This window comes from Paenibacillus sp. PL2-23 (assembly GCF_040834005.1).
Lineage (GTDB): Bacteria > Bacillota > Bacilli > Paenibacillales > Paenibacillaceae > Pristimantibacillus.
The window spans coordinates 1,227,975-1,250,110 of record NZ_CP162129.1 but is presented as its reverse complement, the minus strand read 5'-3'; the positions used below and the strand labels follow the sequence as shown (position 1 = coordinate 1,250,110).

Annotated in this window: 17 protein-coding genes; 7 read left to right on the top strand and 10 right to left on the bottom strand. The window is 53.9% G+C overall.

Going from position 1 to position 22,136, the window contains the following annotated elements:
- Window positions 1-18 precede the first annotated feature (18 nt).
- A complete protein-coding gene (locus AB1S56_RS05365) occupies window positions 19-912 on the bottom strand; it encodes a sugar ABC transporter permease (protein WP_340872135.1) in 894 nt (297 codons plus the stop codon).
- A 67-nt stretch (window positions 913-979) separates the two neighbouring features.
- Window positions 980-2,323 carry an extracellular solute-binding protein gene (locus tag AB1S56_RS05360; RefSeq protein ID WP_340872136.1) on the bottom strand — a complete coding sequence of 448 codons (1,344 nt, stop codon included), beginning with the start codon at window positions 2,321-2,323 and terminating at the stop codon, window positions 980-982.
- A gap of 199 nt (window positions 2,324-2,522) precedes the next feature.
- On the opposite strand from AB1S56_RS05360, the gene AB1S56_RS05355 reads away from it, so the two are divergent.
- Entirely contained in the window at window positions 2,523-3,407 is an 885-nt protein-coding gene (locus AB1S56_RS05355; protein ID WP_340872137.1) for a hypothetical protein, read from the top strand.
- Window positions 3,408-3,495: 88 nt separating this feature from the next.
- On the opposite strand, the gene AB1S56_RS05350 is transcribed toward AB1S56_RS05355, so the two are convergent.
- The 3 genes from AB1S56_RS05350 to galU all read right to left on the bottom strand — a co-directional run bounded on the left by AB1S56_RS05350 (window position 3,496) and on the right by galU (window position 6,982).
- Window positions 3,496-4,608 (bottom strand): trypsin-like peptidase domain-containing protein, encoded by a 1,113-nt coding sequence (locus tag AB1S56_RS05350; RefSeq protein WP_340872138.1) that lies wholly within the window; start codon window positions 4,606-4,608, stop codon window positions 3,496-3,498.
- Window positions 4,609-4,622: 14 nt separating this feature from the next.
- Entirely contained in the window at window positions 4,623-5,879 is a 1,257-nt protein-coding gene (locus AB1S56_RS05345; protein ID WP_340872139.1) for an FxLYD domain-containing protein, read from the bottom strand.
- 221 nt (window positions 5,880-6,100) lie between these two features.
- Window positions 6,101-6,982 carry a UTP--glucose-1-phosphate uridylyltransferase GalU gene (galU, locus tag AB1S56_RS05340; protein ID WP_340872141.1) on the bottom strand — a complete coding sequence of 294 codons (882 nt, stop codon included), beginning with the start codon at window positions 6,980-6,982 and terminating at the stop codon, window positions 6,101-6,103.
- A 184-nt stretch (window positions 6,983-7,166) separates the two neighbouring features.
- Between galU and trxB the strand changes: the two genes are divergently transcribed.
- The 3 genes from trxB (at window position 7,167) to AB1S56_RS05325 (ending at window position 11,533) form a co-directional block, all read left to right on the top strand.
- Complete coding sequence (gene trxB, locus AB1S56_RS05335) at window positions 7,167-8,114, top strand: thioredoxin-disulfide reductase (protein WP_340872143.1); 948 nt, start codon at window positions 7,167-7,169, stop codon at window positions 8,112-8,114.
- Window positions 8,115-8,307: 193 nt separating this feature from the next.
- Entirely contained in the window at window positions 8,308-10,263 is a 1,956-nt protein-coding gene (locus tag AB1S56_RS05330; protein ID WP_340872144.1) for a glycoside hydrolase family 13 protein, read from the top strand.
- A 16-nt stretch (window positions 10,264-10,279) separates the two neighbouring features.
- A complete protein-coding gene (locus tag AB1S56_RS05325; protein WP_340872145.1) occupies window positions 10,280-11,533 on the top strand; it encodes an MFS transporter in 1,254 nt (417 codons plus the stop codon).
- A 98-nt stretch (window positions 11,534-11,631) separates the two neighbouring features.
- Here AB1S56_RS05325 and AB1S56_RS05320 read toward each other — a convergent pair whose 3' ends face one another.
- The 4 genes from AB1S56_RS05320 to AB1S56_RS05305 form a co-directional block, all read right to left on the bottom strand.
- Complete coding sequence (locus AB1S56_RS05320; RefSeq protein WP_340872146.1) at window positions 11,632-13,269, bottom strand: alpha-amylase family glycosyl hydrolase; 1,638 nt, start codon at window positions 13,267-13,269, stop codon at window positions 11,632-11,634.
- A gap of 10 nt (window positions 13,270-13,279) precedes the next feature.
- Window positions 13,280-14,125: a sugar ABC transporter permease gene (locus AB1S56_RS05315; protein WP_340872148.1), complete on the bottom strand. Its 846-nt coding sequence runs from the start codon at window positions 14,123-14,125 to the stop codon at window positions 13,280-13,282.
- Window positions 14,122-15,435: a sugar ABC transporter permease gene (locus AB1S56_RS05310; RefSeq protein WP_340872149.1), complete on the bottom strand. Its 1,314-nt coding sequence runs from the start codon at window positions 15,433-15,435 to the stop codon at window positions 14,122-14,124. The genes AB1S56_RS05315 and AB1S56_RS05310 overlap by 4 nt, the downstream gene beginning before the upstream one ends.
- A gap of 90 nt (window positions 15,436-15,525) precedes the next feature.
- Window positions 15,526-16,836 carry a maltose ABC transporter substrate-binding protein gene (locus AB1S56_RS05305; protein ID WP_340872150.1) on the bottom strand — a complete coding sequence of 437 codons (1,311 nt, stop codon included), beginning with the start codon at window positions 16,834-16,836 and terminating at the stop codon, window positions 15,526-15,528.
- Window positions 16,837-17,385: 549 nt separating this feature from the next.
- On the opposite strand from AB1S56_RS05305, the gene AB1S56_RS05300 reads away from it, so the two are divergent.
- From AB1S56_RS05300 to AB1S56_RS05290, 3 genes are all read left to right on the top strand, one after another.
- Complete coding sequence (locus tag AB1S56_RS05300) at window positions 17,386-18,414, top strand: LacI family DNA-binding transcriptional regulator (protein ID WP_340872151.1); 1,029 nt, start codon at window positions 17,386-17,388, stop codon at window positions 18,412-18,414.
- Window positions 18,415-18,418: 4 nt separating this feature from the next.
- Window positions 18,419-20,377 (top strand): glycoside hydrolase family 15 protein, encoded by a 1,959-nt coding sequence (locus AB1S56_RS05295; protein ID WP_340872152.1) that lies wholly within the window; start codon window positions 18,419-18,421, stop codon window positions 20,375-20,377.
- Between the two features lie 513 nt (window positions 20,378-20,890).
- A complete protein-coding gene (locus AB1S56_RS05290; protein ID WP_340872175.1) occupies window positions 20,891-21,337 on the top strand; it encodes a Dps family protein in 447 nt (148 codons plus the stop codon).
- Window positions 21,338-21,492: 155 nt separating this feature from the next.
- Here the strand turns inward: AB1S56_RS05290 and AB1S56_RS05285 are convergent, their stop codons facing one another.
- A complete protein-coding gene (locus AB1S56_RS05285; protein ID WP_340872153.1) occupies window positions 21,493-22,128 on the bottom strand; it encodes a fumarylacetoacetate hydrolase family protein in 636 nt (211 codons plus the stop codon).
- Window positions 22,129-22,136: the final 8 nt, after the last annotated feature.

Here is a 22,136-nt window from a genome sequence, read left to right as displayed (position 1 = left end):
TGTTTTGAACTCCTTTCTCTAAGAGGCCGCTTCTTCAGCGCGTTTGAATGCCAGGTTCAACAATACCGTCATCATCAAGCAGAAGATAACGAGGAACGTGGAGATGGCGCTGCCGTAACCGTATTTGAACGTAACAAATGTCATGTTGTACATATGTGTTGAAATAACTTCTGTTGTATTCGCGGGTCCGCCGCCTGTCATGACCACGATCAAATCAAACGCCTTCAGCGAGCCAATAACGGCAAGCACCGTGGACACCTTGATGACGGGAGACAGAAGCGGCAGCGTTATATAGCGGTCCGCCTTAAAGCCCTCCGCCCCATCAATGCTGGCTGCTTCATAAATATCCGTCGATATGTTCTGAACGCCTGTGAATTGAATCAGGACATGGTAACCGATGTATTGCCAGAAAATGACGAAACATAGCGCAAAAATGGCTACCTCTGAGTCAGCAAGCCAGGTTTTGGTCCACGCTTCCAAGCCGAATTGGATCAGCATCTGGTTAATCATGCCGCCCAGCGAAGCTGGATTGTAGATCGCCTTCCAAAGCTGGCCAATGATCACGACCGACAGAATAACCGGCAGGAAATAGCTGGACAGAAGAAAATTTGCGCGCTTTACGTACCTGCTCAGCAGGATCGCAATCACAATAGCAATCGGGATTTGCAGCAGCGACGCGACCGAAATATATAACGTCCTCAGGACGGACGGCCAGAAGATAGGGTCTTGAGTAAAGAGCACTGTAAAGTTTTGAAATCCGATAAATTTCTGCTCGCCCATTCCCGCCCATTCCACAAAGGAATAATAGACCGACACGATAATGGGAGCAAATACAAACGCCATATAAAAAATCAAACAGGGAAGGACGAACACCGACAACGTCCATTTTCCAACCCGCAATACTCCGTTCACTAGCTTCCCCTCCCACGCTTATTCATTGGCAAAGGGAACCTTTCGGCTCCCTTTGCGTCATCATTTACTATTTTTTGTTAAGCTCCCAAGTCTTCTGATGCTCGGCAGCCAGCTCTTCAATGTTCACGTCTTTGATCAGCAGGCTTTGAAGACCCGTCAGATGCGTTTGTGTTGTAGCAGGCTCAATGACGTTGTCAAAGTTCATATCCCCGCCTTGCACCTCGTTGAATCGAGACAGCGCATCGATAGCCAGATCAGAATAACCGGCAGCCTTGAAGTCGCCTTCGACCTTCTGCGCCAAGCCAACTGCCGCTTTTTTCTCGAAAGCCACCTTCGGATAGTTGATCAGCAAATATTTCAGGAACTTCTTAGCTTCATCCAGGTTGTCGCTGTTTGCGCCAAGCGCGTAAGCCGTGCCTGGAGCTACCACATAGTCCTTCGCGCTGCCTTTGCCGCCGACTGTAGGGAATGGCAGGAAGCCGACTTTGCCGCCTACAACTTCGGAAGCGTCGATTGCGGAAATTTCCCACGTGCCCATGAAGTACATAGCCGCCTTGCCATCGCGGAATTGCTGGGAGGCTGTGTTGTTGTCGTAGGTCGCAGCGCCGTCTTGATAGGCGCCTGCATCGATCAGATCCTTTGTTTTTTGCAGCGCTTCTACAAATACGGGATCCGTAAATTGCTTATTGCCTGCCACTACCTCATCCAAAAATTTTGGTCCGCCGTTTACACGCTGCAGAACGTTAGTGAACATGAAGGAAAGAGGCCATTTGTCCTTGCCGCCCAGCATCATCGGTGCGATGCCTGCTTCTTTGAATTTAGGGAAAGAGGCGATCAGATCTTCGAATGTAGCGGGCTCGGACACGCCGGCTTTCTCGAACAGCTCCTTGTTGTAAAAGATGCCTGCAAGGTTCATGTTGTACGGCAGTGCGTACAGGCTGCCATCAAAGGAATAATAGTCCAGGATGCCTTCCAGGAAGGTATCCTTCAGCTCCGCGTCGTCCAGCATGTCATTCAACGGCGCAAGCACCTTGCCATCGGCAAAAGGCTGCAGCTGAGCGCCCGGGTTCACCATCGTAATGTCAGCCACTTCGCCGGAGGCCGCTTGCGTCTTCAGCTTCACCTTCTGCTGCTCCGTATCCAGACGGTCCCATTCAATCTTGACGTTCGGGAATTCCTTCATATAATTATTGACGATTTCCTCCTCGACCTGGTATTGAGGAGTCGACTTGTCGGTTTGAATCGTCTGGAGTGTCAATGTCACTTTTTTGCCTTCAGAGGCGTTTCCGGTTGGCGCATTGGTTCCTGTGTTGCCGCCCGTATTGTTGTTCCCTCCATTGCTGCCGCATGCTGTTAGAGCTACCGTCAGCGCTGCAGCCATTACAAGGCTGATTGCACGTTTTTTATACATTTTTTTATCCCCCTTAAGATGTGATCGCTTACAGGTTCTACTTTACCCGCTTTGGAATAAATGTAACATCCAAAAATTCAACCTCTTGTGTTGAATTTTTATACCTATTTATTGGCTGCCCACCTCTCACGGGATAGGCTGATGCCGCATACCATGCAGGAGGATACATTTTGAACGACAAAGGAGTTTGAGCGCTCGTATGACACGTACTTACGTTAAGAATGGAACCGCTCCTGTTGCGAAAACAAAAGCAGCCGCTGGAGGATGCGGCTGCGGCGGTGAACGTACGATTATTCCCATTCCGCCGCTTCTGCCCGGCCCGGGAGCCGGTCAATGGCATCCTGGACCATGGGGGCCAGGCCCATGGACACCGGGACCTTGGGGACCTGGCTCTTGGACACCAGGCCCGTGGGGACCTGGACCCTGGGGGCCTGTATTCGGACCATGGGGACCTGGACATGGCGGCGGGCACCATGGCGGTGGGCACCATGGCGGTGGGCACCATGGCGGCGGACACCATGGCGGCGGGCACCACGGCGGCGGACACCATGGCGGTGGACACCACGGCGGCGGACATGGGCAGAGACCACCGCAGCCTGGCCACGGTGGCGGGCATCACGGCGGTGGACACCACGGCGGTGGGCACCATGGCAGCGGGCATGGCTATTATCCGCATCCGGGACCATACCCTCATCCAGGGCCTCCACTTCCCATTCCAATTCCGTTGCCTCTACCCGTCCCGCTTCCTTACCCGCCCGTGCAGCCTTACCCGCCCGTGCAGCCCTATCCACCCGCGCAGCAGGGCTTCGTAACCGTTGTTACGAATGGAGGCAGCCTTTATCCTAGCATAACGAATAGCTATACCCTGCCTTATCGTGATGGCATGACCATTGGCAGCGCCCTGAGTGAGACGGGAGCTGTAACCTTCGGAGCGGACGGAAGGATCACATCTGTAAGCGGAGTGCCCATCGCCGGCAATGTCAGCTATCAGCTGATGCTGAACGGACGGACCCTGCCGGCCTCGCAGGTCGGCATGCCGATTCAGAACGGCGATACCGTGACGCTCCAGCTCCTGGTTAATTAACGCACAAAAGGTGAAACGGCTGTCGCCGTCCAAAAACAAAAAGCCGCAAGCCGCTTCCTTCCACAGGAAGCTTGCTTGCGGCTTAACGTTATTTTTTGATCGCTTTGCCTTTTCCGGTGAGCAGCTTGAGCTGATCGTTTTCGTAGCCAACCTTGTACGTCACCTGGTATTTGCTCAACACATTTTCACTGTTCCTTCGCTCATCCACGGAAAGCACGGCCGTTGCCGTTGCTTCCTCCCCGCTTACAGCTACATGTATGTCATCGATCACAACGTTCCGGGTCGTCAGATACCCCTCCCGAAACTTCACGTAGCTCGTGCTCTCCTTCCAATCGCCTCCAAGCAGCGAGTAGGCATAGACATAATCTCGGCTATTGATGCTGTCATAGAAATGGTTGACCAGGTATTCCGCCAGCTGCTCCAGGGAATCATCCTCATCAAGCACGTTGGTGCCCTCCGTCAATGACAGATTGGGAAGCATCGTCATTGGCTGTCTGGACCAGCCCTCCACTATGACAATGACGTTCGATATCGGAATGCTGAAGCCGATTAACCCTTCCTCCAGACCTGCGGAGTTAATGCCCAGAACCGCCCCCGTAGCTAGATCCACTAGCGGACCGCCGCTGTTGCCTGGCGCAATCGGCGCTGATATTTGATATAACCCATTGTAGCTGTAGGGCTCAATCTGGAAGCTTCGATCCGTGCCGCTAATGATGCCGGTTGTGATGGTATTCTGGAACCCGAGCGGACTGCCCACCGCCAGCACGTCATCCCCAACCTCCGCTTTCTCGTAGCGGGCAATAGGCAGAGGCTCAACGCCTGCCAGCTCCTTGACCCTCACGACCGCGATATCCGTATCCGTGCTGATGCCGATTACCTCGCCTTCCAGCACACGCGCGTCAGAGGTTTTCACCCTGACATGCCGCACACCGGAGACAACATGAGCATTGGTCAGCAGATCGCCGCTGTTATTATAGAGAAATCCGGAGCCTTGCGAGCCGGTGTCTGTCTCAATCATCACCACGAGCTTCTGCGTCTCAAATATAATATCCTTTAGTGATTTTTTCACTTCGCCAACGGCAAGCAGGGGAGCTCCATTCAATTGCTTGGGCATCTCCGTCTTAATGGCATATCCCACACCCGCTCCGGCGCCCAGGATGAGAATGGAACCCAGAACTCCCGCCCATATTCGATTTCTCATTCTCTTATCCCACCTTAATCCAGGTACCAAGTCGCATGATCCACAACAATGGTACATTCATCCGTATTCGCGCCATATACCGTGGTGTTGAAGGTCATCTCTTCTCCAGGCTCGATGTAGCCTGGCGCAGCTTGCGCCGTGCCTTTGCCCAGCACATTCCCGTTAAGGGCATGAACGGTAAACTCCACCGCCACCGAATAGATGGGCCGCGTAGCGGCATTGCGGAGCACTCCCCGAATGCTCAGGTCGCCGAATTCATCGAGCGTGTGCTCCATGCGAACAACCTCCACCGCCGCGGTCTGATTAATCAAGTCCTCTTCAGCCGCCCGCTGCATCGCCTGCTCAATGCGCTGCTGCTCCAGCTTCTCATAGCCCGCGCGCTCGCTGGCTACTCGCTTCTCCAGGGCAAGCAGCGCTTCGTCCTCCTGCAGCCAGCCCAGCGACTTCTGAACAACCGCCTCGGCGCCCGTATAGTTTCGTTTGTTCAGCAGGACGTCGACCTCTCCTGTGGTCAGCTCGCGCAAACGAGCTATAATTTGCTCCTTGAGCGTCTCCGCCTCTTCACCGATTAATCCGCCAACTAGATTCAGCATCTCTCCATGCTGCCTTATCGTCGTTAACGTCTCCAGCTCCAGCGTCAGCTTCTGCAGCGTTAGGTTCATGCTCAATTCGTCCAATCGAATCTTCAGCTTGTCATAGATCGGCTCCTTGTGGCCCCCGATCTGGGACTCCAGACTTCGGATGCTCTTCTCCGCATCGCGTGTCATGCCGGTAGAGAGGCTAACCTCCACCTCCTCCGTCATGCGCTTCAGCTGCTCGACATGCCGAATGATTCCCATATCTGCAGCAAGCGCCTCATAGTCTGGTCTTGCTTCACTTGCGTCCGCGAGCAGCTCCAGCGCTTTATCGTAATCACCGGACAGCGCGGCCGTCTTCGCCTCTGACTGCAGCCGAAGCACCGTTTCATTGACGGCATTCTCGTGATTATAGTAAAGATAGAGGGAGGTCGTAACGGCGATGAGCAGCCCTGACCAAACAAGAGGCAGCGGCCATCGCATAGCGTCGCCTCGCCCCCCATCCGCTTGAGTGCGCTCGATAGAAGACGGATAATAAGCCGTCTTGTGTGTAAACTCAATCGCAGCCGCTCCTTCGGCGTTCGCGACGGAATCCATGCCGTGCTCGATCACGTGAAGGGCATGCAGCCTTCTGCCGCATTGACTGCAATATTTGGCTTCAATCGCATAGCTTCTGACGCAATGAGGGCAATACACCTTCGTTCAACTCCCAGCCACTTTCTATTCTCTCTATTATAGATACGTTCCTGTCCGCAAATGGTTGTCTCTATTCTATCTTATGTAGCAGCCAATCTCCAATCTGCGTATTCGAATAATTGACCCCGATCCCATAGACTAACACTATGCGTATGGAAAAAAAAGAGCACCCCGACCACCCCATACAAGCGGCCTTGGATGCTCTTCCTTGCTACTCTCTGCTACGCCTTCTGCTGCAAGCCAAGCCGCTCCAGCATATAGCTCCGCACATCCTCGGACAGGTCATCCCGATTCAGGGCAAAGTCGATCGTCGCTTGCACGAAGCCCAGCTTGTCGCCAACATCATGCCTCCGGCCATCAAAGCGCATAGCGGTTAGCGAAGCCATGCGATTGAGCTCCTGCAAGCTGTCTGTCAATTGAATTTCTCCCGCCTTGCCAGGCTTCGCCGCCTCCAGCAGCCCGAATATGGACGGGTCCAGGACATAACGCCCTACCACCGCGTAATTGGACGGCGCTTGCCCCGGAGCCGGCTTCTCCACGATATCCCGGACCGGCGCTACCCGCTTGCCCGGCTCAATATCCACAATGCCGTATTTGTGCGTCTGATCCCACGGCACCTCCATCACAGCAACAACAGAGGAGTCCGTCTCCTCGTACACATCAATCATCTGCTTCAGGCAGGGCGGATTAGACGTCAATATATCATCTCCAAGCAGTACAGCGAACGGCTCGTTGGCAATGAATCGGCGGGCGCATAGCACCGCATGCCCCAACCCAAGCGGCTCCTTCTGCCTGACGTAATAAATATCCGCAAGCTGCGAAATTTCCCTGACGATCGAGAGCATGGTTTCATTATTGCGGGCTTCCAGCTCAGCCTCCAGCTCATAGGATTTGTCAAAATGATCCTCGATCGCCCTCTTATGCCGACCGCTTATGATGACGATACTGTCGATTCCCGACTGTACGGCTTCTTCAACAATGTACTGGATCGCGGGCTTATCGATCAGCGGAAGCATCTCCTTCGGCTGCGCTTTTGTCGCGGGAAGAAACCTTGTTCCCATGCCTCCAGCCGGTATGACGGCCTTCCGAATTTTTTTGTTCATGCGGCTGCATACTCCTCTCTCCCTCGACGGGAGCATTTGCCAAATATCATACCATTTTATTGAAGGCAATGCCATTCGGACCCAGATGAAGGTTCGATGAACTGTATTGACATTAATTACAGTTTGTAATAGCTTAGAGCTAAGCAAACCATCATCGTGTTATAGCTCATGAGGAGGAGAAACCATGCACAAGACGATTATTATAGGCACAGGACCTGCCGGACTAACCGCAGCCATCTATCTGGCCCGCGCCAACATGGAGCCGCTTGTTGTGGAAGGCTGGCAGCCAGGCGGCCAGCTCACCACTACAACAGAGGTGGAGAATTTCCCCGGCTTCCCGGACGGCATTCTGGGCAGCGAGCTGATGGACAACATGCGCAAGCAGGCGCAGCGATTCGGCGCGACGTTCAAGACCGGCTCGGTTCGCAGTGTTGATCTCAGCAAACGTCCCTTCACGCTGGAGGTCGAGGGACTTGGGCAGCTGCAAGCGGAGTCGGTCATTATCTCCACTGGCGCATCTGCTAAGTACCTCGGCATTCCGGGGGAGCAGGACAACATCGGACGCGGAGTCAGCACCTGCGCAACCTGCGACGGATTTTTTTTCCGGGGCAAAAAAATTATTGTCATCGGCGGCGGAGACTCCGCTATGGAGGAAGCATCGTTCCTCACGCGCTTCGCTTCAGAGGTGCGCGTCGTGAACCGCAGGGACGAGCTTCGCGCTTCAAAAATTATGCAGGACCGCGCCAAGCAGAACGAAAAAATTCTCTGGAGCCTGAACCGCACGCCTCTTGAGGTCGTAGCTTCCCCAGACGGCATGGGGCTGCAGGGCTTGCGCGTCCGCGACAACGCAACGGGAGAGGAGGAGCTGCTGGAGGCGGACGGCGTATTCGTAGCAATCGGGCATACGCCGAACACCGGATTCCTTGGCGGCCAAGTGACCACGGATGAGCAAGGCTACATTGTTGTGCAGCCAGGCACCTCCCAGACGAACATCCCGGGCGTCTTCGCTTGCGGCGACGTACAGGACAAAAGCTATCGCCAAGCGATCACGGCTGCCGGCAGCGGCTGCATGGCCGCTCTGGACTGCGAGCGGTTTCTTGAAGCGGAGGTCCACTCCGCGGTTCACGCGTAACGGCGAAGATTAATGCTGGCGCGGGGAACTATTTTATGTATAATAGTAGGTATAAAGCGATCAAAATATAAAGGCACTGCTACCGCGCACCAACGTCGTTGGATCAAGGTACAACCTCGGCTTAGCTAGCGGAGGTTGTGCCTTTTTTATTTGCCGTTTTGCCGCGGTACCTGATCCGAGAGGAGAAATGAGAATGCTGCTGGAAGCTATCTATCATCGCCCGAAACAAAACTGGGCATATGCCTACGACGGGCAAACGCTGCACCTGAGGGTGCGGACCAAACGAGGCGACGCCAAGCTGGTTGAAGTCATTGCCGGAGATAAGTATGCATGGGAGCAAACCGTCGTATCCGTCCCTATGCGCCTCCTGAGCTCCGACGAGCTGTACGATTATTGGGAGACGTCCGTGCAGCCGCCATTCCGCCGCCTGCGCTACGCGTTCCGCTTTCTGGGCGCAGCATCCGGCGAGACGGTTGTTTTTACCGAGAAGGGGTTCATGAACGAGCTGCCCGACAATCCACATTCGTCGTTCTTCGATTTCCCGTTCCTGAATCCCGTTGATGTGTTCGAGCCGCCTGCCTGGGTGAAGGACGCTGTCTTCTATCAAATATTCCCTGAGCGCTTCGCGAACGGCGACCCATCGCTTGATCCTGAAGGAGTAGAAGCTTGGGGCGGCAAGCCCACGCCGAGCAATTTTTTTGGCGGCGACCTGCAAGGGGTTATCGATCATCTGGATCATATCTCGGAGCTGGGCATTAACGCTATCTACTTCACACCGCTGTTCGAAGCGACCACCAATCACAAATATGATACGCAGGACTATATGAAGGTTGATCCGCAGTTCGGCACAAACGAGAAGTTGAAGGAGCTTGTCGACGAGTGCCATAAGCGTGGCATTCGTGTCTTGCTTGACGCCGTCTTCAATCATTCCGGCCGCACATTCGCTCCCTTCGTGGATGCCCAGCAGAACGGCCAGGACTCCAGGTATGCGGATTGGTTCTACGTCAGAGAATGGCCGCTGCAGGTCATCGACGGTGTTCCAACCTACGAGACCTTTGCGTTCGAGCCGCTTATGCCGAAGCTGAATACCGAGCATCCGGAGGTTAAGGATTATTTGTTCGAGGTGGCACGCTATTGGATCCAGGAGATTGGCATCGACGGCTGGCGCCTGGATGTCGCCAACGAGGTGGATCATCAGTTCTGGAGAGAGTTCCGCCAGATCGTGAAGGCTGTTAATCCGGAAGCCTATATTCTAGGCGAAATCTGGCATGATTCCATGATGTGGCTGCAGGGCGACCAGTTCGACGCTGTTATGAACTATCCCTTCACGAACGCGGTGCTCGACTTCTTCGCTTACAGCTCTATCGATGCCGCTTCATTCGCGCGGGCAATCGGCACACAGCTTGCCGCTTATCCCCGTCAAGTGACGGAAGCAGCCTTCAATCTGCTGGACAGCCACGATACCCCGCGTCTGCTTACGCTCTGCGGAGATGAGGTTCAGAAGCTGAAGCTGGCCGTGCTGTTCCAGCTCACCTATCCGGGAACGCCTTGCATCTATTACGGCGACGAGGTCGGCCTGAACGGCGGAGGAGATCCCGATTGCCGCAAATGTATGGTATGGGAGCCGGAGGGGCAGAATCACGAGCTGCTTCGCTTCTATAAGGACACGATTGCTCTGCGCCACAGACATGAAGCGCTGCGAAGCACCGATATGACGTTCCTCCATGCCGGCAGCAACGACGGCTTGCTTGTCTATGAGCGCCGCACAGGCTCGGAGCGCCTATTGATCGCGATTAACGCTCATGGCCATGAGACATTCCTGAGCTTCCTCGTTCCGGCGTCGAACGAGGTAGAGGAGTCATGGCGGTATAGCATCCCGTTCCGCGGTTTCGCTCAGACTGCCGATGCAGCCGGGATGAAGGAGGACGCTGTTCATGAACGGCACGGCATTGCTCCTCCCCCTGCCCAGACCGTCCTGCCATACGAGACGTCTGGAGCAGCCTCGTGGAAGGTGCTTCATACCAACACTTCAGCGCATGAGGTGGACCAGACGATGGACGCGGACAGCGACGGCCGACTGCAACTGCAGATGGATGCCTACAGCTACATTGTGCTGATGCAGACGCATGATCGAGCTAGTCAAGTCTAGGCAAGAGGAGACCTGCATGGGTTCCCTCCCGCCTTCAGGAGAACCCCGTCCTGCGCCACTCTCCATCTGGCGCAATCGGGCGTTCGTGATGGTATTCGCCAGCTACTCCGCCAGCAATCTAGGCAATACGTTCCACAGCATCGCCCTTAACCTGTGGGTGCTCCAAACGACGGGCAGCGCCAAGCTCATGTCGATGGTCTTAATTACCCACCTCGTCTCCAGTCTGCTGTTTGGCTCCATCGCCGGAACGTTAGCCGATCGAATCGACCGGCGCAGACTCATGTGGATAAGCGATCTGGCGCGCTTCGTCCTGGTCGGGCTTATCGCGCTTGGCATGGTCGTCCCGGGCATTCCGTTTTACGCGATCTTGCTGCTTACGGCGCTTGTCTCAGTAATCGGGACATTCCGTACGCCAGCCTTCCAGGCATCGCTCATCGAGATCGTTGGCAAGTCTGGTGTGACTCCTGCAGTGGCAGCGATGACGGTGTCCGATAATTTGACGCGAATCGGCGGCTTTGCTGCGGGCGGAATTGCCATCGCGGCATTCGGAGGAGCCATTGCGGTGGCGATCGACGCATTGACGTTCCTGCTGTCTGCTATACTTCTGCTGCTGGCTGGCCGATTCCCTTATAGAGAGCAGGGCGCCTCATCGGGCAGCCGTCCAACGTTTCGCGCTGATTTCGTGGAAGGGTTCCAAGCGGTATGGCGCAATGGCTTTATTCGCAGCATTGTGCTATCCTTGCCGCTGGTCAACTTCTTCTTCCTATCCACGTTCATGCTGATTCAGGTGCTGGCTGTGCAAGTATGGCAGGCATCGCCATTAGTATTCGGACTGCTGGAGGCTTGTATTCCGCTCGGTTACGTTTTGGGCTCTGTCGCCATTATGAAATGGAATGATAGGCTGCGTTACAGGGGAAGATGGATTCTTGGCAGCGTCTTGCTCATTGGACCCTGCTTCATGGCCATCTCGCTTATGACCTCTGCCCCTCCGGCGCTGCCTATCGTCCTTCTTGTCGGCTTGCTGTTTTCCTTCAGCACCACAATTATCTCCATTGCGTTGCGTGTCGGCATTGCACCCGAGCTTCAGGGACGCGTCTTCGGAGTCGTCGGGATGCTGACCAGCGTCGCTCCGCCGATTGGTCTCGCCGCATTCTCGGCGTTATCGGACGCATTTGGTCCGGCGCTTATTATCGGGTGGAGCGGTGCCGCCATGCTGGCTGCCGGCTTGCTCGCGATTGTGCTCATGAAGCAGCTTCGAGCCTTTCATTAGACATACTCGCAGCACACTCCCTGCAACTCCTAGCAAACTTATAGCACAGCAAACAGCGGTACAGGAATGGACTCCTGTACCGCTGTTAAGCATGCCGTCTATTTCAGCACAGCTGTGGAATAAGGCGGCAGTGTCAGCTTGCTGCCTTCCAGCTTGGCGTCCTTATTCGTGGCGCGAGCCAGCTTCGTGAACGCTCCATAAGCATCCGATACGGTCAGCTCGGCACTCTGCTCTTGTCCAGACAGATTATGCACGACCAGCAAGCGCTCCGATTGCGTGACGCGAACGAACGCGCTCAGCTTCATATTTCGCGGCTCCAGCTCCAATTCGCCAATCGTGCCGTCCCGCAGCGCCGGCTCCTCATTTCTCCAGCTAATCAGCTCGCGATAGTGCTCAAGCAGCGAGCCCCCCTTGCCAAGCTGCGCCTCCACCGACGCAGCGCCGGCTTCTTTGTTATGCTTGGACGATATCCAGGTCGTCTGCCCTGCTCCACCCTTCTCATCGCTGTACCACAGCATCGGCTCACGAATGAATTCATCCGGCTTCATGCCCTTCATACCGATCTCCTCACCGTAATACAAATACGGCGAGCCGGGCAGCGTAAGCAGCAGAGCCGCTGCCATCCTCGCGTGATCGGCATTGCCTCCAAGCACGCTCATCACACGATTCTGATCATGATTGCTGAGGAACGGCGCATCCACGAAGCTGCCTCCTGACGTGCGCTCGTAAGCCCCGTAGGCTCTGCTGAGTGAAAAGGCAAGATCCGGATCGCTTTCGCTTCCCGCAGCGCCTAACAGCTTGCCTGCCAGATCGAAGTGAAACGCGGAATCAAGCGCGTTGTCGAAGTAAGGCGCGATTATCGCAAGCGAATCCCACACCTCGCCGATCAAATAGACATCCGGCTTCACTTCTGTCATCCCCTTGCGGAACTCCTGCCACCAGGCCTTGTTCGCAGCCTGCACCTCCGGAGAGCTCACCGTCGATTTAAAATCGCCGAATATGTGCTTCGCTGCATCCAGGCGGAAGCCATCCAAGCCCTGCTCCAGCCAATATTGGCCGATCTTGATCATTTCCGCGCGCACAGCAGGCTCCTCGAAGTTGAGATCCGGCATGCCGCCCCAGAAAATGCCCAGGTAACGAAGATTCCCGAAGCTGTGCCATGGATTGCCGTCTACCGCTCCGTCTGACTGCAGCTGCTCCTGGGCGGATTTGATGGTATACCAGCTCCGATATGGACTGTCCGGATTGGCCAAGGCGTCCTTGAACCAAGGATGCTCGCTGCTGGAATGGTTCACCACAAGATCCATAATAACTTGGATATCGCGCTTGTGCGCTTCGTCCAGCAGCCGCTTGAGATCCTCCAGCGTGCCGTACTCCGGATGAATCGCGTAATAATCCGTCACATCGTAGCCATGATAGCTTGGTGAAGCGTTAATCGGCATCAGCCAAATGCCGCCCACGCCAAGCTCCTTCAAGTAATCCAGCTTTTCCGTGACGCCATTCAGATCGCCGATGCCATCCCCATTTGTATCATAGAAGGCACGGACAAATATTTCGTAGAACACCCGCGACGGCTGCTCGTCAACCTGGAACGATGCAGGAATGGCGGGCATACCCTCACTGTCTTCCAGCTCATTGACCGCATCCCCCCCGCTGCCGCTGTCATTGGAAGCGCAGCCCGTCAACAGCGCGCACAGCAGTGTAACCAGCAAAGCATGAAACATCCATTTCCCCATTATGGTTTCCTTATCCTTTCGAGGCGCCAGCTGTCAGTCCCTGCACCAGGAAGCGCTGCAGGAACACGAACAGCAGCGTAATCGGTATAGCGATCAGCACGGAGCCTGCGGCGAACAACGTGAAATTACTGTTCTGGGATGTATTCACCAAGTCCCACATACCGACTGCCAGCGTCCAGTTTTCTTTGCTTCTCAGCACTAGCCTTGCAAATATAAAGTCGACCCAAGCGCCTGTAAAAGACGTCAGCGCAACATAAGTCAGCATCGGCTTGGACAGCGGCAGCATAATTTTTACAAACACCTGCATATGGGAAGCCCCGTCAATGCGCGCCGCTTCATCCAAGCTCCTTGGAATTGTGTCGTAGAAGCCCTTGACGATAAATCCACCCAGGACGGAGCCCGCTGAATAGACCAGGATGAGTGCCGCGTGCGTATCCAGCAAATTCAGCTGCAGCAACACGATAAAAATCGCAATCATACTCATGAAGCCTGGGAACATACCCAGCACAAGCAGAATCGTCAATGTCGTCTGTCTGCCCTTGAACCGGAATCGCGACAGCGAATACATGCTAAGCGTGATGAGTATCGTGGAGAACAGCATCGACAGCGTCGCTATTTTCAGCGTATTGACATACCAAGTGCCATATTGGTACCTATCGTTCGTGAACAGCTCCTTATAATGAATGAACGTGAACTGCTCCGGGAAAAACGTTGGACTGAACAACGAAGTGCCTGGACGAAGAGAGGAGACCAGCACCCAGATGGCTGGATATAGCGCGCAGACGGCCAGCACAACCAGAATGGCATACCGGATAATCAGGCTTAGGCCATTTGCGGATTTTTGCCCCAATTTCATTGGATCATATCCTCCTCTTTATACGATTTGGAGCGTCTGTAGCTCCAGATCGACAGCGTCGCGATAATAATGAAGATGATAATGCCGATCGCGGCCGACATATTGAATTGGCTGTTGTTCAGCGTCAGCTTGTACAGCCATGTCACCAAGAGGTCCGTGCTTCCCGCGTATTGATAGTTGCCGTTGACGGGATCCCCGTTGGTCAGAAGGAAGATGACGTTGAAGTTGTTAATATTGCCGGCGAACTGCATAATCAGAATCGGTGCAGTGGAGAACAGCACAAACGGGAGCGTAATGATTCGGAATTTCTGCAGTCCCGAAGCGCCATCCACGTCCGCGGCCTCATACAGATCCTTCGGAATCGCCGTCAGAATCCCCATGATCAGCACCATCGATACCGGAATGCCAACCCACATATTGACGAGAATAACCGTCACCTTTGCCCAGAGCGGATCTGTCAGCCAAGGCAGCTTGCCGAGACCAAAGTAGCTGAGATATTGGTTGATGGGACCAAATTGGCCGTTGAACAGGTTCCGCATAACAAGCAGCGAGATGAGCTGTGGAATGGCATAGGGCAAAATAAAGATGGTCCGCCACATTTTTTTGAAACGAATCGACTTCGATTCCACCAGCAGCGCAACCAGCATGCCGCCAAAGTAGGTCGTTACAGTTGCGATAATCGCCCAAATGACCGTCCAGGTCAAAACGCCAAAAAACGTGCCGCTCCAGGTTTTCAGCGTAAGCAGGTTCGTAAAGGTTTCAAAGCCAACCCAATCCACCAATGATTTGGGAGGAATATGATTAGGCGAGGCATAGTTGGTGAAAGCAAGCATGATCATGAAGATGATCGGCATAATGGTGAAGAACAGCACGCCGACCGCAGGAAGGGAAAGCATCAGATATGGAAATTTTTTATCCGTCAAATGCGCCCAGGATTGCTTGAAGCCAGCAGGCTGCTCGCCTTGATCACGCCGTTTGCCTGTCCAATATGCGTCGCGAATGTTCAGAATGTAGAGGATCAGAAACACAGCAAAAACAAATAACGTAATTAATCCGCTAATAAGCAAATAGATGGAATGATCGCCTTCCACCCGCACCATAACTTTTCCTACTTTTTGAAAGCCCTGCGTCTTCTCCCCGAGGGTGACAACACCCCAGATCGCCGTGCCCAGCTGAGGGATCAAATATATCCAAGCTGCCGCATAGACAGCCATATATAACAAGCCTTTCACAATCTGGCGGTTATACAGTTGGCCAAGCCCCATGACCAGGACCGACAAAATAGCTGCAATTCCACGATGACGATTCATCCCGCCCGGCTCCCTTCCTTTCATGTACACATCGGTTGACCCGCCGGCATAACCGGCGGGTGCGTTCCGTTGCTGCAGCATCAGCTTGAATTACTTAGCTGCCGCAGCGCCATTATTGGCGTCCTTAATTTGTTGAACCGCGTTATCGAGCGCTTCCTTCGCGTTTTTCCCGGAGTTCCATACATCCGAGAATGCCGCTGCAATTGGGCTCCATACATTGCCCATCTCCGGAATGGATGGCATTGGCGTCGATTGATTGAATTGCTCAACAAACCCTTTAACGATCTCGTTCTCTTGCACGGCTTGATCCGCAGTCGCTTCCTTGTTGGCAGGAATCGCGCCTGTCATTTCGAAGTCCTTGAGCTGAGCTTCCTTCGTCGACGCATAACGCGCGAACAAACGAGCCGCATTGGGATATTTCGAGAAGCTGTTCACATAGAACGCTTTGACGCCCGAGAAGGAGGATGCCGGCTGACCGTTGATGCTTGGCAGCGGAGCGACGCCGAAGTCAATGCCTGCCGCTTTGTAGTCGGCGATTGTCCAAGGTCCGTTAATATCCATAGCAAGCGTGCCGCCTGTGAACAGGCCCTTCTTAATGTCATAAGTGATATCGCCGGAGTTCATTGGCAGAATGCTGTCCTTCAAGGAGCCGTAATATTCGACACCCGCTACAGCGCCTTCCGTATTCAGGCCGATATCATCCTTGTTCTGGCCATTGTCGCCATATACATAACCGCCTGTGGAGATAAACGGATAGTTGAAATAGAAGTTGCCCACTTCCCACATCAGCGCATATTTGTTAGCTGCGGGGTCATTGAACGTTTTGGCGAATTCCACAATCTCGTCGAACGTTTGAGGCGCGTTAGGAATCAAGGCTTTATTGTAAAACAACGCGTACGTCTCCACCGAGCGAGGGTAACCGTACAGCATGTTGTCGTAAGTTACTGCATTAACCGCAACCTCAGAGTTTTCGCTTCTGGACTGCTCCTCGTAGAAGTCGTTCGGCAGCACAAGACCAGCGGAAACCGCTTTGCCTAGATTGTCATGCGGGAAGACAACAACGTCAGCGCCAAGGCCGGCAGGGCCGTCCGAGATCAGCTTGTTCACTTGATCTGCAGCGCCAAGCTCCTCGAATTTGATTTCGATGCCGTATTTTTCAGTAAACTCTTTGCCGATCGCCTCAATAAAGGGACGCTCTTCCTTGGATTCCCATACGAGAAGCGTCGCGCCTTCTTCAGGCGTAATCTCTTCTCCATCACCCGCTGTGCCCGCATTGTTGGACGGAGCCTCTGTAGCGCCAGTATTGGCGTTAGTGCCTGTGTTGCCTCCGTTATTGTTTGCGCCGCAAGCGGCAACGACGAACATAGCTGCGATCATCGTCATAACAAGCCATTTCTTCATGTCTGATGTACCCCTTCCTAAGCTGTAGATGTTCATGTCCGAATGACGCCCGCTTCCGATCAAATGGCAACAAACGCGCTTCTTCATAAAATGCTTTAAATAAGCGAGCTTTATGCAGGTGTGCCAGCTGCTGCAAGATGGCTTAAGGCAGTCCATCGTGGAGCAGCGGCATACGCCGCATTGCGCAAACGTTTGTACCTTTTTCTCAAAAAAAACGACTATCGACAGGTAACTGGATCGACATCGTCATTTCAAAAGGATTAAACCACCGTTGAAAGCGTTCTATTCGTAAATCTAATATACATCATGACCATCCGTTTGTTAAAACGTTTGCACAGTTCAATTTTGCCCAACAACCGATTCCTGTCTCTTTATTTCTTCAGTTTTCTCTCATTGGCTCAGTATTTCGGCAATTGTTATTTGTGCTTCGAACATTTATATTTACATGTGGGCAACTGTTGCATTAGGATGGACATAATATTCCTTACAGCATTTTGAACTTGTATGATATGCCAGCCTCATTACGTTGCACATTGGGGGACGCAAGCCATGGTTACAATTAAAGATATAGCGAAAGCCGCGGGAGTCTCGCCTTCCACGGTGTCCAGGGTCGTATCCAATCACCCGAGAATAAGCAAAGCTACGACTCAGAAGGTCAAAAAAATAATGGAAGAGATGGGCTACCACCCCAACATCATGGCCAAAAGCCTCGTCTCCAAAACGACGAAGACGCTGGCTATTATGCTGCCGCGTCCAGCCGAAGAGCTGTTTCAGGATTTCTTCTTCGGCGAGCTGCTGCGAGGCATACTGACGCAATCGACTCGGGCGGGCTATGACATGCTGCTTGCCGCTGCAACCTCGCCGCAGGACGAAAGCGAGACGATCTCCCGGCTTGTGCTCGGCAGACGTGTAGACGGCGTTATTCTGCTGTCCGCCAGGAAGAACGACCCGTTAATTGAATTGCTCAGCCAGCACAGCTTCCCGACCGTGCTAATCGGCAGATCGGACGATCATACCAACATATTGTCGGTTGACAACAATAACGAGCAAGCCGCGTTCGATGCGACACAGCATCTGATTATTCAGGGACATGAACGGATCGGCTTCGTCAGCGGTCCGCCAGACTTGACCGTCTCCCATGATCGAATGGAAGGCTATCGGCGAGCGATGAAAACCGCGGGTCTGCCCATTCGGGCCGAGTGGATCGTCGAGGGCGAGTTTCTGCAGCAATCCGGCTACCGCGCCATGTCGTTTATGATGGGTCTGCCGGAGCGTCCGAGCGGTCTTGTTGTCATTGACGATGTCGTCGGCTTCGGCGTATTGCGCGGCTTGAACGAGCTGGGCTATTCCGTGCCCAATGACATCAGCCTGGTGAGCTTTAACAACATCGCCCTGTCAGAGCTTGCGACGCCTCCCATCAGCTCCGTCGATATCGGTACCTATCAGCTGGGCTATACCGCTTCCCAAATGTTAATTAGACACATTAACGAAGAAGAAATTTATCAATCGCGCATGATTATCCCCCACCGGCTAATTGTTCGAGAATCCTCGATTCAAGCCATGACCAAAAGGAGCTGAACCTATGAATAGCAACAAGCCTTATCTGGTAGACGCCATTATCGGCAACTCTGCCCTTCTAGCATCCATGGGCCGCACAGGCAGACTGTATCGTCTGTGGTGGCCCAACATTGATATGCCTCAGCATGTCGACACCATGCGTACTGCCCTGCAGTGGGCGGACGGCAGCCTCACCTGGTTCGACAGCCAAGAGGATGGCTGGGAGCATCATGCCGCTTATGTGGAACGCAGCAACGCCTATCGCGTTACCGCCCGCTCGGCGGAACAAGGCGCAGCCGTCGACAGCTTGCACTTCGCGGTGCCGGGAAGTAACCTGCTCGTCCGCGCTTATACATTCACGAATACTTCCAGCCAGCCGCTGAGCTTCAGCTTTCTGCTCCACTCCTCCTTCCAGATTGCCGAGAACAGCTTATATAATACAACCATGTTCCATTCGGATGCGGATGCCTTGATTCATTTCCGCAACGGTTATTTTTTTGCGGTCGGAAGCGCAAACGTGTGCGCAAAGTTCCAGGCTGGACTGCCCTGGGAGCAAGCACAGCATGGCGGCATGCTGAATGGCAACCCTATTGACATGCGCCCTGACGGCGCGTTGTCGTGGGCTATTCATGACCTGTCTCCAGGAGCCAGCGTGACCATCCCCGTCTATATCGCGGCTGGACACGATGAAGCGCAGGCGTTGGAGGAGCTTGCGAATGCCCGAAGCGCGTCCAGTGACGAGCATGCTGCGTTTACCCATCGTTATTGGGCCGATTATGTAGCCGCAGCGGTACCATGCCCGCTTGAGGGCGAAGAGATCAAGGCGCTGTATGAGCGATCCATTCTTATGTTCAAGCTGATGTCCGACGAGAAAACGGGCAGCATTATCGCCGCGCCGGAATTCGACGAGACGTTCTCCCGCTGCGGCGGTTACTCCTACTGCTGGGGAAGGGACGCGGCTTTCATTACAACTGCGCTGGACAAGGCGGGGCTGTCCGAGCTGTCTGACCGCTTCTACGCTTGGACGCTGACGGCCCAATCGCCTGATGGCTCCTGGCAGCAGCGTCATTACCATGACGGCGGACTTGCTCCCTCGTGGGGCTTGCAAATTGATGAAGGCTCCTCCATTATATGGGGCATGTGGCAGCATTACATGGAGAGAAGCGACATGGATTTCGCCCGACAAGTATGGCCTGCGGTAAGCCGCGGAGCCTCCTTTCTGCTAAGCTTTATCGACGAGTCCTCGGGCTTGCCGAAGCCAAGCATCGATTTATGGGAGGAGCGCGAAGCATCCCATACTTATTCCTCTGCGGCGGTATATGGCGGCTTAACCGCCGCCGCCAGCTTCGCTGAGCTGATGGAGGAACGCTCTCTAGCCTCAAGCTGGCGTGAAGCGGCTGCGAGAATTGCAGCCTCAATTATGTCGGATTGCTGGAACGAGGATCGCGGAAGCTTCTACAGAGGCGTGAATCTGAAGGTTGGCGCGGAGCATTACGAGAGAGCTGTCGCGTCTGGCGCCGAGGGATGGATCCAGCAGCTGGACAAAGGTTATGTCAAGCATGTGCTTCGCCACGACCCTATTATCGACATCAGCTTGCTGGGCATCGCCGTCCCATTCGGCGCCGTCGCGCCCGAGCATGAACGGATGAAACGGACCGCTGAAGCGGTTGAGGTCTCGCTTACGGTGCCTGGCGTAGGCGGCATTAAGCGCTACGAGGACGACCACTATATCGGCGGCAACCCTTGGATTCTGACTACGCTTTGGCTGGCTCATTACCGTGTGGCGACCGGAGACGCTGCCGCTGCACGCGAGCTGCTGGATTGGGCAGTTCGTCATCGGACAGAATCCGGCTTGCTGCCGGAGCAGATTGACAAGACGACAGGCGAAACCGCATGGGTTGTGCCGCTCACATGGTCGCACGCCATGTTCGTCCTTGCCGTCTTTATGATTGCGGAAGCGGAAGCAGCCTCCAAAGTCTCTTAGCTTCATTGCTGTATCCATATTTGAGCATGAATGAAAAAGCCGCTCAGAGGTCAAATTGACCTTGTGCGGTTTTTTTCAGAGTTTATAAAATTTCGGGGTGAAGCGAGTTTCTGGTTGAGATGTGCAAAACGTAACGGACATAAAACGCACTTAGAGCTCCAATTTTGTGCTTTCCAGCATGGAACGGTCACATTAAACGCTTAGCCGTCGTAAAAGCACCAACTATCTCTCAAGTGTCGTTTTAACGTTCAAAAATGTCCGTTATCATTTCGGGCGACTGATTGGAATGGGCTAAAGGTTTTTTATGTCCGTAAGAAGCTTCAATGGTACGCTTGGCGTCGTCCAGGTTGGTGTAGAGACTTGACAATCCGATATTACTTTGTAATAATTATAAACAAGGAATTGATCTAAATACATGGACATACTGCTGTTTCAAAGCTCAGCTTCACGTGTAAGTAGAAATCAAATAAATCCCCATAAACGAAAGGAAGATTGAATATGGCTACCAAACAAATGACCAAAAAAATGACCGTTCAAGATCACCTGAACCGCCAAATTGCGAACTGGAGCGTTCTCTATATTAAGCTTCATAATTACCACTGGTATGTGAAGGGCTCCCAGTTCTTCACGCTGCACGCCAAGTTCCAGGAGTTCTATGAGGAGGCCGCGCTTCATGTCGACGAGATCGCAGAGCGTCTCCTTGCTGTCAAAGGCAAGCCTATCGCTACGATGAGCGAATATTTGGAGGAATCCACCATCAAGGAAGCAAGCGGCAAGGAATCCGCCGAGCAAATGGTGGACCAGCTGATCAAGGACTTCTCCACAGTCATCGATGAGCTGAAGGAAGGCATGGAAGCGGCGGAGGAAGCAGGCGATGAGACGACTGCAGACATGCTGCTTGCTATTCACACTTCGCTGGAGAAGCATGTATGGATGCTTAGCGCGTTCAACGGCAAGTAAGCGGACTGCAGTGGTTCATTAATGAGACCCTAATGAGACCATATGTCCGTTACCGTTCTGCATGTTCCATATAGATAGGCTAACGTGACGACTTGTCTGTTAAAATGAGAAGCAGACCGCAGCTATGGCGGTCTTCTTCTATTTGAATGGATGCCCTATTTCATCGAAATGGTACAATGCCCCAGTCTCTGGCTGCCCCAGAACGACTCCAGTACGTCGCCATCGCGCAGCGCGGCTACGCCGGCTGGCGTTCCCGTGAAGATGAGGTCGCCCGGACCGAGACCATAGCTGGCCTCAATGTGTTGGACAAGCTCCGTCACCCCGAACAGCATGTCCTTTGGATAACCAATCTGAGCCACTTCGCCGCTCCGCAGAAGCTTGAACTCGCCTGCTGCCAGCGCTTCCTCGCCTACAAATGGAATCCATTCGCCGATTGGCGCCGAATGCTTGAAGCCTTTGGCCGCAAGCCAAGGATGGCCCTTCGCCTTCAGCTTCGACTGCACATCCCGCAGCGTCAGATCAAGCCCCAGCGTCATGGCGTCGAATATCGCGTCCACAGGCATACCCACCTTGTAGCCGTCTCCCACACGAAGCACAATCTCCAGCTCAAAGTGCACCTCGCCAGCATCGCCGGGAATGGCAATTGTCCCTCCGTTCATTGGGGTCACCGCGTGGGTCGGCTTCGTGAACACCATCGGCGATTCCGGCACCTCATTACCCAGCTCAAGCGCATGCAGCCGGTAATTCCTTCCGATACAATATATATTTTGAATGCTTGGTTGACTAGCCATCCATTATT